The sequence below is a fragment of the Clostridium sp. Marseille-P299 genome, assembly GCF_900078195.1.
GTDB lineage: Bacteria > Bacillota > Clostridia > Lachnospirales > Lachnospiraceae > Lachnoclostridium.
In genome coordinates this window covers 796,183-810,825 of record NZ_FJVE01000007.1, presented here as the reverse complement: position 1 = coordinate 810,825, position 14,643 = coordinate 796,183, and the positions used below count along the sequence as shown (strand labels likewise).

Sequence of the window (14,643 nt, the reverse complement as noted above, 5' to 3'; positions counted from 1 at the left end):
TATTTCTTCTATTGTAGTTCGAAGCTATATTTTTTATTTCTTATAATAAATTTGCATAACGAAGGGATTTTTTAATGATAGGACAAAGCATATTTTCTTTTCTTATATAAAATAAAAACAGACACTCTTTCGAGTGTCTGCGCATATTAAAATTCTCCTATGTTATAAAATTTCCAAATGCAATATTATATACGTAAGAGGTTAAATATTTCTACCCATTTCATAAGCGGATAAGAGTATTTTTTCATTATTTTTTATTGACCCAATACTATCCGAACCAACACCTTTTACAACTCCTTTTAAGTTTGAACGTTCAAAGCAGGAAATCCATCCCTGCATCCCTTTTACTGCACCATCCATTGCATTTTCTTCATAATCTGCTGATGTAGCCAGTAAGTAAATATCCCTAAATGCATAATCTGATGTATATAATGGATTCGTTCGATCTAGTAAAGTTTTCATTTGACCACTCATCTCATAAAAATAAATAGGTGTAGCAAATACAATAACATCTGCTACTAACATTTTTTGTATTATCAAATTAGCATCATCCTCAATGACACAATGCTGTGTTTTTTGGCAAGCTAGACATCCTTTACAAAATCCAATATTTTTATCATATAAGTTTACTTTTTCAATTTTATGTCCGGACTCTTGAGCGCCTTTTATAAATTCATCCGCTAATATTTCTGAGTTACCACATTTGCGTGGACTAGTAGAAATAACCAATACTTTTTTATTCATTATAATGTCTCCTTTAAATTTCTTTTATAAATTTTGCAGGGACTCCACCTACTACAGTATTTGATGGAACATTCTTAGTTACCACTGAGCCAGCAGCAATAATGGAGTTATCTCCAATTGTTATCCCTGGAACAATCGTTACATTAGCTCCTATCCATACATTTTTCCCGATTAAAATAGGAGACGGAATTGTTGTCCCACGTTCTTCGGGTTTGAAATCATGGTTAAGGGTGCAAAGAATAACCTTTGGACCAATCAACACACCATCACCGATGACTATTCCACCTTGATCTTGAAAGTGACAACCAGCATTAATAAATACATTTCTACCCAGTGAAATATTTTTTCCACAATCCGTATAAAAAGGTGGAAACATAGAAAAGCTATCATCTACCGGTTTTCCGATTAATTTAGAAAAAATATCTCTTATCTCTTTTTGGTCATGATAAGTATTATTTAATTCAGCCGTTAACTTCATTGCTTCATTGCTAAGTTTAATCATATATTTGTGGAATTCCGAGTTTACTGGAACAGGTGACCCACTATTTACATATTTTAAAAACTCTTTTAGTTCCATAATTCTATGCTCCTCCTTTAAAATATTATAGTTTTGCTACTTTTAAATTACAAATACTTATATCAAATGATTACATATGCTTGAAAGGCATATGTAAAAGTGATACATTTTAAAAAAGGAGGTATTCAACATGGAAGTAAGAGTACTACGATATTTTCTTGCAGTGGCAAAAGAAGAAACTATATCAGGGGCTGCAGAATTATTACATATTTCTCAACCGACACTTTCTAGACAATTAATGGACTTAGAAAAAGAATTAGGAAAGCAATTATTTATACGTGGTAATCGTAAACTTACACTTACTGAAAACGGAATTTTTTTACGCAAAAGAGCTCAGGAAATTGTTGACTTGATGGATAAAACGCAATCAGAGTTTAATACCACGGATGAAATAATTGGCGGTGACGTCTTTATCGGTAGTGGTGAAACCGATGCCATGAGATTAATCGCTAAAATAGCTCATGAACTTCAGCAAAATCATCCTAATATTCGTTACCGTCTATTTAGTGGTAATGGTGATGATGTTATAGATAAATTAGATAAAGGCTTAATCGATTTTGGAATTGTTATTGATCCGATTGATGTGACCAAGTATGATTTTATGCGTATACCTGCGAAAGATACTTGGGGCTTGCTAATGCGTAAAGATAGTATTTTAGCCTCAAAAGATTATATAGAACCTTCTGACCTCTTGAATATCCCCATCATCACCTCAAACCAAACACTAGTGAATGACGAGATGTCAAAATGGCTAGGTAAAGATTTTGAGATGCTAAATATTGTTTCCACTTATAATTTAGTGTACAATGCTTCATTGCTAGTGGAACAAGGTATGGGATACGCTCTATGCCTTGACAAATTAATTAATACAACAGGCGATAGTCCCCTTTGCTTTAAACCTTTGTATCCACCTTTAGAAGCTAATCTAAATGTTATTTGGAAGAAATATCAAGTATTTTCAAAAGCTTCTGATATATTTTTAAAATATATGATTCATGAGTTTAATAAGTTTAACTAATCTTTTAAAAGTATACATCAGAGAGAATGAGTTTAACAGTAAAACTACTTTTGCATTGGGTTCACCTTCTCTTCATATTTATAAAAAAATCGAGACTCTGTAAGAAGTCTCGATTTTTCCATAATAAATCTAAATTATATAATCATGTTTTTCTTTTTTCAAAATCCTCTGCACCGCAAATTTTCCTGTAGCGGCTGCAACTGGCAAACCACCAGGCGCTTGTAACCATTGACTAGCAATAAAAACATTATTTAATCCTTTTACGATACCTTTCATACGAAATGACTTTACATTTTTTTTCGTTATAAAGCTCATATATGCACCATGGTAAGAATTACAGTATATTTCATATGTTACAGGGGTCCAACAATCTAGCAATTCTATATGACCTATCAACTCAGGAAACTTTCTTAATATTTGTTCTTCAACAACTTTTGCCAACTCAATTTTTTTTCGTTTGTATTCTTCTTTACTTAGAGATTTCCACTGTCTGTAATCATTATCATATTGTATTATATTTGCTTGTAATACCGTTTTTCCTTCTGGTGCAAATGTAGGCTCATACTCGTATGATTTTACCGACATACGGTGAACCATTTTATCATTCATTTTGAAAGGCTCACAATCAAAAAATACGGTATCCGTGTGATCATAAAATTTTGTATCGATAGAAAAGGCAACCTGAAATCCACTAAATAATGGATAATTCTGCTCATCGTTGTAGCAACTTCTCCATTTATTATTCATATATTTTCTTCCAACTAGCTTCTCAAACATCTCCATAGTATCCGTTGCACATATTACATAGTCAGCAGGAATCATTTCATCATTCTCTAGTTCTATTCCAATTGCTCTGCTACCCTCTACTACAATTCTTTTTACCGCACGGCTACAATATAATTTTCCACCCATCTTTTCAAATCGTTCCTTAATCCGCTCTGTCATTGCCAAAGAGCCACCAACAGGCACATCTCCATTTCCACTTGCAACTGTAGCATATGACACGATAAAGGAAGATGCCGTATATTCTATAGGCAAATAATCTGTTATAAGTGCTTTTAGTAGCGGATGTTTAAACTTATCCGCCATATCCTTCATATTTATTTTTCCATACATTTTTAGTACCTTTTGCATGTCAGCCATCGCTTTTCCCAATTCTATGTAATCGAGCAGATTCATCATATCTATTGGCTTTTTAACTGGCATCTCGCAACAAGCCGCATAGGTTACATGCTTAATAAGCGTATTAATTTCCTGCTCATCTTCCGGGGATAACTCCAGCAGTTCTCTTTTTGTCCTTTCTATATCTTTCCAAAGTGTTATGCATTGATTGCCAAGATAACTCGTGTAAAATTTATCATTCTCAACAAATTTAATATCTGGCGATAATGCACCAACCTCTTCCCATAATTTCCGAAGTCCTGTATCTTGTTTTGTACCTGTCAGCCAATGTATGCAATTATCAATATGATGATTTTTACGATTCCACCCAATACATTGTCCTCCTGCTACCTGATTTTTTTCATATATATCTACCTCAAATCCAGACTTTCTGGCATAAATACCTGCTGTTAAGCCAGCGATTCCACCACCAATAATTACTATTTTTTTCATTTCATTGCATCTCCCACTGTATTTTTTCAAAATACATTATTTTATTTTCCCTACAATCGTCAAACCTTCTAAGATAGAATTTCCATGTGGAGCTTTACTAAGTACTTCCGTCAGATCTGTTCCTGCCTTCTGACCATTATGTTTTCCGTTTTTCCACTTTGGAATATCCGTGACATCATAGACCAGACCTTTATAGGCGATATATGCTTTATTACCATTTTCTCCATTATACTTTGACAATTCATCCAAAGTAAAAGATGGTAATTTTGAAGTATCTTCAGAATCAGATATCTGATATGTATTTTCCTTTCCTGGCGTTATATCAAATGCATTAGGAATAATTAAGTGAATTGCAATCCCAAGAATAAGCAGTCCCGCTATCACTCGGTGTGCAATGAACCACGCGCCTTTTCTTGGCATCTTCTTTACGTTTGCATAAATACCAAGCAATGCCTGTAAAATCATAAGAATGGCTGCAATACATCCAGTTACATTGATTCCAAACTTAGTAAACTGCGCAATAAAATGTGCCAACAACAGAACAACTGTAGCCAAACCAAAGTATTTGTGATTACGTACAAACATAGTCATCAGTACTTTCATAATCTTCTTCCCAACGGGAAAAGCAGAAATATTCTTACTAAAATGTTTATTCACAATTTTCAAACAATAGTTCAATATCGTACCCATAAAAGCAAAGACAAGAAGCCAACCAAATAATCCACCAAACTCTTCAAACATAGGAACCCCTCCCAATTTTATTTTATAATGATTAAAAGCAATACTAATATTATACAATAGCTTTATACATATTCCAATAAATTCCTTTCTCATATTACAATACATAGTAATATGCAATACTTTATAAAATTCGATACATCAAAAAAGGGAAATGGTTTTCTGAATTGAATACCATTTCCCTTTTATAGTGTGCCCAGCATGGGCGCAATCTAATGGGTTAAAGTCCCTAACACAGCCTAGTAGTGGCAAGTGTATAGCCCAAGACAAGGGTGTCGTTCGTGAGGGCGAATCTGAAGGAAGTCCGTGGGCAAATCTCTGGTCTGACGAACAGAAATCACATACAAGGCATTAATTAAGGATAAGATTGCTATACAAATCGAAGTCCAATAACTACTCGAAATTAATTAATGTAAATGTGGCAGATAGATGGAGAGGAAGATTGCGTTCTTACCTGGGGAGGTCTTAGTGATACGTCATGGAAGTGAACTCTGAAATGACAACCCATGCAGTGATGTATGGCTGAACACTAAGAAGTCAGCAGAGGTCATAGTACCGGAGGTAGTCGACGACCTTTGGGAAGGACTGAACAATAGGAGGTTTTGAAAGTTTGAAAGAAACAAAGAAATGTGATGACAGCAGACAACTGAATACAGAATCAGGTCATTTGCAAAAGGATAGAGTGGAACTCGAAAGCTATGCAAAGGCGCCGAGCATTTCTATGACGTCGGATAACAGACAGAACGCCCGAAGAGAATATCACTATGGATTGCTAGAGAAAATCATTAGTAATGAAAATCTAAATGAAGCCTTTAAACGTGTAAAGAAGAATAAAGGAAGTCATGGAATCGACAAGATGGGAGTAGATGAACTTCTACCATATCTAAGAAGTCATGGCGAAGAGCTTAAGCAATCCATAGCAGATGGAAGTTATAAACCGAATCCCGTAAGAAGGGTAGAGATACCAAAGGATAACGGGAAAACAAGACCATTAGGGATACCAACTGTAGTAGACCGAGTGATACAACAGGCAGTATCACAAGTACTAACGCCAATCTTTGAGAAGAAATTTTCAGAGAATAGTTATGGATTTAGACCAAATCGAAACGCGCATCAAGCAATTCTAAAATGTAAAGAATACATGGATGAAGGCTATAAATGGGCGGTAGATATAGATTTAGAAAAGTACTTTGATACTGTCAACCACGATAGGTTAATTGGGCTGATTTATAAAGAAGTCAAGGATATACGAGTAATCGGACTGATAAGGAAGTATCTAAATGCAGGAGTGATGGAAAAGGGATTAGTAAGTGCTACTGTAGAAGGGGTGCCTCAAGGTGGGAACTTATCTCCACTATTAAGTAATATCATGTTGCATGAACTAGATATGGAATTAGAACGAAGAGGACTTAAGTTCTGCCGTTATGCAGATGATTGCAATGTATACGTGAAATCAAAGAAATCAGCAGAACGAGTTATGAAAAGTATCACGGAGTTTATAGAAAAGGACTTGAAGCTTAAAGTTAACAAAGAGAAAAGTAAGGTAGACCGACCATGGAAACTAAAATATTTAGGATATACCTTTTACAATAAGAAAGGTGAAATGGGAATAAGAGTACATCAAGTTTCTGTTAAGAAGTTAAAAGGAAAACTTAAGAGTATCACTGGAAGAAGTAATGCAATGAGTATGGAACTCAGAGCTATTAAACTAAAACAATTAATTGTTGGCTGGATAAGTTACTTCAAACTAGCAGATATGAAAGGTACCTTACGAGAACTTGATGAGTGGCTAAGAAGACGTTTACGTCTTTGTTACTGGAAACAGTGGAAAAAGATTAAAACGAAACATGATAACTTAGTTAAACTAGGGGTAGAGAATTGGAAAGCATGGGAACATGCGAATACAAGGAAAGGCTACTGGAGAATCTCCAATAGCCCAATCTTAAATTCAACTCTTACCAATAAATATCTTAGAGAACAAGGTTTTATAACACTTAGTGAAAGATATTCGCAAATAAGGTAATCTTATTGAACCGCCGTATACCGAACGGTACGTACGGTGGTGTGAGAGGACGGAAATTCAATTAATGAATTTCCTCCTACTCGATTCTCTCCGGTGGTTGTTTTTAGTTCCTACAAATATTCACATATTCTATGTTCTAGCTTTATCATTAAATCTTAAATAAACATGTTTATTTTCACAATATCATCTTTATTAGCATCATTTATGTGAGTACCAGCAGAAACTGCCTATGTTTAATTAGTTTTACACAACGACATTTATTGCATCTTAATAATCTCTTTATAAAAATCTACTCCAGAAGGAAGTGTTGCCAAGCCGATGTTTTCATTTTTTGCATGAATGCTTTTGTACTGCTGCCCCGTAATGTAAAGTGGTGCAAAACGTAAACAATTATCACAGACGTCACTATAATATTTAGCATCCGTACCACCTGTCATAACATAAGGTGTTACGGTTACATCTGGATAAAATTTATGAACTGCCTCTTCTAGCATATTAAACTCAGCACTTTCATAGGAAACTACTGGACATGGTTGTTCCGCTATAATAACTTCCGTATCGATGTCATATTTTTTTGCTATTTTAGAAATCAATTCAATACTTTCATCCGTTGCTTGATGAGGAATAAAACGCATATTGCCTGTAACATAAGCTTCTGAAGGTAATACATTATAACCTTTTGAACCTTCTCCCTTTGTAAAAGCAAGCGTGGTTTGCATTAGCGCAGCTCCCACGGGACTAATCACTGGCATTAGTTTCTTTAAAAGGCCCTCAAATAGCCACAAATTTGAGAATAATAAACGCATTTTAAAATCCATATTCGGAGTCATTCGTTTGAACATTTCACGAACCGTTGGGTTTATTTCCAAACGGAAAGGATTCTTGGTTTCCACCTCATGAATGAATGCAGCAAGCCTTGCCCATGGGGTGTTTTTTCCAGGTGCACTGGCATGACCGCCCTTACCTTTGGCAACAAACTTCACATCTCCATATCCTTTTTCTAATACACCAACCATAGCAAACATGCCTTTTACACCATTGATTGGTTCTTCGATAATCATGCCACCTTCATCAATTAACATACGTAAATGAACACCTTGTTCTTTTAACCATGCTACTGTAGCAGGCGCCCCATCACCACTCCATTCTTCCGTGCAACTACCAGCAAGATAAACATCCGTTTTTGGCATATAACCATCACGAATCATTTCCTCTGCTGCCTGCATTAGACAAAAGAAGCTTCCTTTTGTATCAACGGTTCCTCTTCCCCAAACATTTCCGTCAATAATCTTACCACTAAATGGATCATGTTCCCAACCATCACTAGCAGAAACAACGTCCAAATGACTCATGAAAAGAATCGGATCCTTGCTTTCCTTCCCCTTCCATTTTAATAGTAAGCTACCATTAAAATGATGATACTCACAATTTGCCCAAACATTTGGAAAAAGTTCTTTTAAAACTTCATGATACTTATAAAACTTACTTCGATCTTCTTGATCACGACAAGAAATCGTTTCACATTGAATCATTTTTGAGAGTTTTTCTCCATATTCCTTGTTACGTACTGGATCCCCAACTGGAGCTTTTGCATGTATGGCAGACGTAGGTTTTAATCGCAGTGTACGTATTAAAACAATTGCGATAATAATAGCTAAAATAATTAAAACAGCGAATAAAAGTTTTATAATCATAATAATCTCCATTCTTGCACACGTTATTTGCCCATAACAAGTTTGTAGTGCGCAAATACAAACTTGCTTGTGAAAATTGATTTCAACTTTTCACATTATAGCTCCTACTATAATAAATTCTTTTTAAATAACACAAAGCTAATAACAAGTGCAAGACCGCCCGCAGGAATAATTAAAATACTAGTTTGAGTAATCATAGATGGAACTAAAATACACAACACAATCATAGCTAATAGCGGTACTGCTGTTATCTTTAAACTTTTACGGAAATATTTTAATCCAAGTGTACCAAATAACGCAGGTACCACCATATCAAAGGCTGGTGTTAGCACTGGATTTTCTAATATTGGAGTTAAAGGAACTAATAATAAAACGCCTACTAATAAGACCAACATCGTAACCAATGCACTTGTTGCTACACTCAACGTTGAAATAATTTCATGCTCAGGAGTACCAACTTTTGTTTTACAAATATCACGAGCATTCATTGCACAAGGCAATTTCATATTCGCGATATTTCCAGTTAAAAACGCCAGATAACTTCCGCCAACACCAAGCATAGGTGCATAAACAAAAAATTCAACTACGGAAACTGGAACATAAATAATCGCAACTTTATAAAAGCCATTCCAAAAACTTCTCCAATCAATGGATACCCCATAGATACCACCTATAAAAAGAGGTATTCCCAGTAAGAGTAAGGTTGCCACGATCAATGTGATTCTTCCTAACCTATGTAAATGATCTGTAAAATTCTGATTGTCAAATTTATTATTCTTCTGATCCATTGCTTCCTCCCCCATTATAGATTAATTACTACAGCAGCAATCATACCACAAAGCATGCTGACTGCTACACTAAAATTGTCAAGTACAGACAATCCTTTTTTAGTTGCTAAATATTCAAACACTGCCATCACAAGAGCAGAAATTACTGCAACAAACAAAGGCATATAATCACCATATGCTACAAAACTTCCAACATAAGAACCGATATAAGCACTACATAATCCAATAAACATAGCGATTGTTGCATAAGCCCCAAACCCTGGTTTCTTCTCTTTAACTTCACTCTCTAGTTGATGATTTTTAGACTTACTTACCTGTTCTTTCTCACTAGATACACTTTGTGATTGCTTATTTTCGGACTCAATCTCTTGTTGTATCGATACGCTTTCATTCACTTGATTCTTTCGATTTAATTTCCCTAAGTATTTTTTTAGTCCAAATAAACTACATAGAACTCCCCCTAAAATTCCAGCAGTCATTACCATAGCAACGGTAACAAAAACCTGTATCGACATTTCAGTCACTTTAAGTCCTGTTAACCCAGAAGCTGTTGCCGCGATTTCTGCTACATTTAACTCATACTGAAGTGCTCCTACTACGGATAAACGTAACCATGAAAACGGAACGCCAAGTGTTCCACTTAATGCAATAACTCCAAGTAAAATGCTAATACTCGGTAATAAAGTAAAGGTAGCGCTAGAAGTAATCGCTCTTTTTAAAAGCTTTTTGTCCATTCCTTGCGCAACGCCAGCACGATAGCTTTTAATAATAAAAACCAAGCACATAATGGCGATAAATAACAGTACTGCAGCAACAACTAGATACAGTGTAACCGCATTCACTTGTGAAATATAGTTTGACATAGTTTTCCTTCCTTTGTAGAAATATTTTGTTATTGTATATTGGAAATTCATTTCCAAATACAATAAAAAAAGTATACAAGAATACAATTGAAGATTCAATAGAGAATGAAGAAAGTATAAAAGAAAGTATAAAAGAAAGTATAGAAAAAAGGCACCAAAATATAATCATTATTCTGATGCCATTAATTTTGTTTATTATTTTATTTTTTCATTTTCCAAGCTAAATCCCAGAATTTCATTTCATAACGAGAACAGTTCACAAAAATCTGAACCAAATGCTCAATTTGCTCTTCTGTATAGTTTTCTGTCATTTTATCAAGAGTATTTAGTAAAATGATATTCTCCTCATGATAAGCATCGGATGAATATCCTTTGATCCAATCGCCATAAAATGGATGGTTAATAGAATCCGGATTGTTACGTACCATGTTTCTTGCAATCACTTCATAGCTATAAGCACAAGATAAAATTGCAGTTAAAATTTCAACCTCGCCTTCTTCATAAGCCACACGAAGCATATAAGAAGTGTAGGAAAGATTGTCTAGAGCTACTGGAGTATTATTAAGTTCTTCTTTTGTAATCTCAAACTTTCCCATATACCCTTTATGTATATCCATCTCACTGTTAGCAAGCAGATGAGAATACGATGAGAATAACTGTATGATTTCTATCGTTTTCGCTTTGGCAATACCGATACCAAATACCTTTGTGTATTCAATCAAATAAAGATAGTCTTGTAGAATATAATACTTGAATTTTTCCTTATCAAGCACACCGTTTTGTATACCACAAACAAACGGATGTTTATTATAATCTTCCCATAATTGTTTTGTTGCTTCAAGAAGTCTTTCTGTTGTATTCATAATAATTTCCTTTCTTGGCATGTTCTTTACACATAATCTTTACACACGTTCTTTTCCCATAACAGTTTGTGATGCACAAGCACCAAATTACACATAAAAATTGATTTCTATTTTTCACTCGAATCTCCTAGCGAAAGTTTTTTTGTCGTCTTAAGGTGTTTATAGGAATAAACATCAAAATAAGTATAGTAATCAGTGATTCTGGAATACTGGAGGAAAAATTATATGCCAAACTATATCCCCATGATCCCCATCCATCCCAAGCGTTTGATGAAAAGAATAAAACACCGGATAATAAATGCCCAAAGAACTTAATTGTAAGTGCAATTGCAATGCCAAACCATAACTTATATTTTTTCTCTGTTCCAAATGCACCTACATATCCCAAGCAAGAAAAGCAAACAAGATGTTCTACAAATATCTGTCCCCAATGTACTGGTTGCCACGTAGGAACGAAAAATAAGCACATTATACCAGTAATCCATCCGCATACTATAGCAAGGCGGTAATCACACAAGATTGCCAATAAAATCAAAGGTATTGCATAACCGACTGAAATGCTTGCACCCGTTGGGATTGGAATCATAATGCAGCCCAGCACAACCGTAAGAGCGCAGACAATGCCTCCAAAAGCTAAATCCTTTACCTTTATTTTAAGTCCACGGCACAAATAAATAGAAATGACAAAATATATAACAGAAAATCCTCCAGCTATGTATAGTGAAATCATAATGTGAACCTACCTTGTATTCCAAATCCGTGATTCATTGGTCCACTTCCTGCACCAAGATCAAGCATATCTGCAAGAGCTCCAGAAATATATGCTTTTGCATTCTCAACTGCTGTAATCAAATCTTGACCTTTAGCGAGATTTGATGCGATTGCACTTGAAAGTGTACAACCAGTTCCATGAGTATTAGGATTATCAATTCTCTTTCCATAAAACCAACGGTATTCACCATCCGCGTATAATAAATCGTTGGCATCGTTTAAATTATGACCACCTTTACAAAGAACAGCACAGTGATAAGTTTCACTGATGTATGCTGCTGCATCTATCATATCCTCGGCACTTTTTATCTCTCTCCTAGACAAAACCTCAGCTTCTGGTATATTTGGAGTTACAACAGTAGCGATCGGTAGCAATTTATCTTTCATAATATTCACAGCATCGTCGCAGAGAAGTTTCGATCCACTTGTAGCCACCATCACAGGATCCACCACAATATTTTCTGCTTTATACTGTAGTAGCTTATCTGCAATTACGGTTATAAGCTGCGCAGAGGACACCATACCGATTTTAACGGCATCAGGTCGGATATCGCTAAACACGCTGTCAATTTGCATACTAAGAAATTCAGGGCTAACTTCAAATATCCCTTGAACCCCTACGGTATTTTGTGCCGTTAATGCTGTAATTGCACTCATAGCAAATACACCATTTGTGATCATTGTTTTAATATCTGCTTGAACACCTGCTCCACCGCTAGAGTCACTTCCTGCTATTGTTAGTGCTGTTTTCATAAGATAAATTCCTCCGTTTTCTAAAGTCTTTATTTCATTTCGAGCATAACCCGAAATGTTTTTTCTTTACTCTTGCACCATTTTCTCCGAAAGCGAACGTAAAATAGTACATTCCATTTTGATATCTTCTGCTGCAAATATAGCAGAAACCAGCGCCACACCATCAACACCAGTGCCTGAAAGTTCTAAAATATTTGACTTATTGATACCACCAATTGCAACAACAGGAATAGAAACCGCTTCACAGATTGCTTTTAATGTCTGGTGTGATACCGAATTTGCATCTAATTTTGTGGTTGTTGTAAATACTGCACCAACCCCAAGATAATCCGCTCCTGCTTTTTGTGCAGCAAGGGCCTGCTCCACTGTTTGAACAGAAACTCCAATCATCATATTTTCACCTACCAAAGCTCGAACGTTCCCAGCTTCCATATCCCTTTGTCCAACATGGATACCATCCGCACCACATTTTATGGCAACTTCAACATTATCGTTGATTATAAATGGTACATGATGCCGAGAGCATATCTCCTTCATTTCAATTGCTTCTGCAAGGAAGGCTTCCTCCTCCAATTCTTTTTCACGAAGTTGGACACAGGTGACCCCTCCTTTTATTGCATCCTCTACTTGTTCCATGAGGGTTTGCCTACCTGTCCACGCACGATCCGTTACGGCATACAGTAGCATGGTCTCTTTATTACATTTCATCGTTAGCACCTCCTTATAATTTGTTAATGAATTTCATATCTTGCTAGACGCTCTAGTTCTTCTCCATTTAGGTTGTAAATAGCGTCAATAATATAGTTTCTATAAGTTGCATTACCATCCTCTGGGGATAAACGCTGGTGTGCTTTTTCGCCGCATATTCCCATCGCAGCAACGGCCGCCACAGTTGCTGATAACGGCGTATCCTGGTTTGCTGTAACATAAGCAGTAATAAGAGCAGATAGTTGACAACCAGTTCCTGTTATACTACTCATCATAGGATGACCATTGAAAATGCAATATGCCATATCGCCATCTGTTACAATATCAATGGCACCAGTGATTGCCACAACAGCACCGGTTTTCTTTGCAAATGATTTTGCAAAAAGAACTGCAGGTTCTAATGTTTCCTTTGTAACACTATCAGAAATATCTGCATCCACACCTCTTGTCGTTCCTTCTCCAAGGGCAAGGGTTTTTATTTCAGAGATATTCCCTCGTATCACAGTAAACTTCACTTCTTTTAACAACTCATTTGCAGTTTTTGTTCTTAGGGCCGAAGCACCTGCCCCCACTGGGTCTAATACAACAGGATGGCCAAGTTCATTTGCTTTTTTACCCGCACGAAGCATCGCTGGTATGGTTCGTGAATTCAGCGTTCCAATATTAATATTAAGCCCTCCACAAATGCTTGTAATTTCCTCGACTTCTTCTAGATCATCCGCCATAATCGGAGAACCTCCACAGGCAAGAAGAATATTTGCACAATCATTAACGGTTACGTAGTTAGTTATGTTATGTACCAATGGGCAAGCAATTTTTACATTTTGTATCATTTCTTTTAGCATCGTTATGTCTCCTTACATTTCCATAAATATTTTTAACACATTGGTTTTCTTAAGAATTCCGATAAAAACGGCTGAGAGCATTGCACCTGCTGCCGTTGAAATAAAAAACGGTATAATATATGCGTAAAATGCAATACTTCCAGCACTTTGGCCCATAAATAAAATAGCAATTGGATAGGCACAAAGTCCGCCAAGAATAGCAGTTCCAAATACCTCAGAAATTAAGGTAAATGTCATGTTCTTTGTTTTCCAATAAATGACGCCACATAACAGGGCCCCAAACATACTTCCCGGGAATGCCATCAAGCTACCAAGACCTATCATATTCCGGATAAAGCTTGCAGCAAATGCAACGCCTATGCCATACCACGGTCCTAAGAGAACTGCACATAGAATATTTACCATATGCTGAATTGGAGCACATTTGCTACTAAAAACGGGGAAGGAAAATAAACTACCTACTACAGCTACCGCACACAGGATTCCTGCGATGCATAGTTTTTTTGTTTTATTGTTCTTCATATGAATTACTCCTTTGCATACAATTAAAAAGTGAGAACGGCAATCACAGCGTCGTTCTCCGATTCTACGAAACCATATCCTGATTTCGCTAGGAAAAGGTCGGTAAAAGCTTACTGGCTTCC

Annotated in this window: 15 protein-coding genes; 2 read left to right on the top strand and 13 right to left on the bottom strand. The window is 35.9% G+C overall.

Annotated features, from left to right (window positions below):
• Nucleotides 1-201 precede the first annotated feature (201 nt).
• Together BN4220_RS11755 and BN4220_RS11750 are read right to left on the bottom strand one after the other, a co-directional pair.
• Entirely contained in the window at nt 202-744 is a 543-nt protein-coding gene (locus BN4220_RS11755) for a flavodoxin family protein (RefSeq protein ID WP_066716320.1), read from the bottom strand.
• A 13-nt stretch (nt 745-757) separates the two neighbouring features.
• Nucleotides 758-1,321, bottom strand: coding sequence for a sugar O-acetyltransferase (locus BN4220_RS11750; RefSeq protein WP_066716318.1), 564 nt, complete (start codon nt 1,319-1,321; stop codon nt 758-760).
• Nucleotides 1,322-1,451: 130 nt separating this feature from the next.
• On the opposite strand from BN4220_RS11750, the gene BN4220_RS11745 reads away from it, so the two are divergent.
• Entirely contained in the window at nt 1,452-2,339 is an 888-nt protein-coding gene (locus tag BN4220_RS11745; protein ID WP_066716315.1) for a LysR family transcriptional regulator, read from the top strand.
• A gap of 129 nt (nt 2,340-2,468) precedes the next feature.
• On the opposite strand, the gene BN4220_RS11740 is transcribed toward BN4220_RS11745, so the two are convergent.
• Both BN4220_RS11740 and BN4220_RS20290 read right to left on the bottom strand, forming a co-directional pair.
• Nucleotides 2,469-3,953, bottom strand: a complete 1,485-nt coding sequence (locus BN4220_RS11740) for a phytoene desaturase family protein (protein WP_066716312.1) — start codon at nt 3,951-3,953, stop codon at nt 2,469-2,471.
• A gap of 36 nt (nt 3,954-3,989) precedes the next feature.
• Nucleotides 3,990-4,694 carry a cytochrome b5 domain-containing protein gene (locus BN4220_RS20290; protein ID WP_242867788.1) on the bottom strand — a complete coding sequence of 235 codons (705 nt, stop codon included), beginning with the start codon at nt 4,692-4,694 and terminating at the stop codon, nt 3,990-3,992.
• Nucleotides 4,695-5,301: 607 nt separating this feature from the next.
• Here BN4220_RS20290 and ltrA point away from each other — a divergent pair.
• Nucleotides 5,302-6,714 (top strand): group II intron reverse transcriptase/maturase, encoded by a 1,413-nt coding sequence (gene ltrA, locus BN4220_RS11730; protein WP_066713335.1) that lies wholly within the window; start codon nt 5,302-5,304, stop codon nt 6,712-6,714.
• 257 nt (nt 6,715-6,971) lie between these two features.
• Here ltrA and BN4220_RS11725 read toward each other — a convergent pair whose 3' ends face one another.
• The 9 genes from BN4220_RS11725 to thiW all read right to left on the bottom strand — a co-directional run bounded on the left by BN4220_RS11725 (nt 6,972) and on the right by thiW (nt 14,521).
• Nucleotides 6,972-8,408, bottom strand: a complete 1,437-nt coding sequence (locus BN4220_RS11725; protein ID WP_066716309.1) for a M20/M25/M40 family metallo-hydrolase — start codon at nt 8,406-8,408, stop codon at nt 6,972-6,974.
• A 107-nt stretch (nt 8,409-8,515) separates the two neighbouring features.
• Nucleotides 8,516-9,196 carry a hypothetical protein gene (locus BN4220_RS11720; protein WP_066716305.1) on the bottom strand — a complete coding sequence of 227 codons (681 nt, stop codon included), beginning with the start codon at nt 9,194-9,196 and terminating at the stop codon, nt 8,516-8,518.
• A gap of 14 nt (nt 9,197-9,210) precedes the next feature.
• A complete protein-coding gene (locus BN4220_RS11715; RefSeq protein ID WP_066716304.1) occupies nt 9,211-10,059 on the bottom strand; it encodes a DUF5058 family protein in 849 nt (282 codons plus the stop codon).
• A 200-nt stretch (nt 10,060-10,259) separates the two neighbouring features.
• Nucleotides 10,260-10,922, bottom strand: coding sequence for a thiaminase II (gene tenA, locus BN4220_RS11705; protein WP_066716300.1), 663 nt, complete (start codon nt 10,920-10,922; stop codon nt 10,260-10,262).
• A 127-nt stretch (nt 10,923-11,049) separates the two neighbouring features.
• A complete protein-coding gene (locus BN4220_RS11700; RefSeq protein ID WP_066716299.1) occupies nt 11,050-11,652 on the bottom strand; it encodes an energy-coupled thiamine transporter ThiT in 603 nt (200 codons plus the stop codon).
• Complete coding sequence (gene thiD, locus BN4220_RS11695; protein ID WP_066716296.1) at nt 11,649-12,446, bottom strand: bifunctional hydroxymethylpyrimidine kinase/phosphomethylpyrimidine kinase; 798 nt, start codon at nt 12,444-12,446, stop codon at nt 11,649-11,651. Before thiD ends, BN4220_RS11700 begins: the two co-directional genes overlap by 4 nt.
• Nucleotides 12,447-12,512: 66 nt before the next feature.
• The gene (gene thiE, locus BN4220_RS11690) at nt 12,513-13,154 is read right to left on the bottom strand and encodes a thiamine phosphate synthase (RefSeq protein WP_066716294.1); all 642 of its coding nucleotides are present in this window, start codon (nt 13,152-13,154) and stop codon (nt 12,513-12,515) included.
• A gap of 23 nt (nt 13,155-13,177) precedes the next feature.
• Nucleotides 13,178-13,999: a hydroxyethylthiazole kinase gene (thiM, locus tag BN4220_RS11685; protein WP_066716293.1), complete on the bottom strand. Its 822-nt coding sequence runs from the start codon at nt 13,997-13,999 to the stop codon at nt 13,178-13,180.
• Between the two features lie 12 nt (nt 14,000-14,011).
• Nucleotides 14,012-14,521, bottom strand: coding sequence for an energy coupling factor transporter S component ThiW (gene thiW / locus BN4220_RS11680; protein ID WP_066716292.1), 510 nt, complete (start codon nt 14,519-14,521; stop codon nt 14,012-14,014).
• Nucleotides 14,522-14,643: the final 122 nt, after the last annotated feature.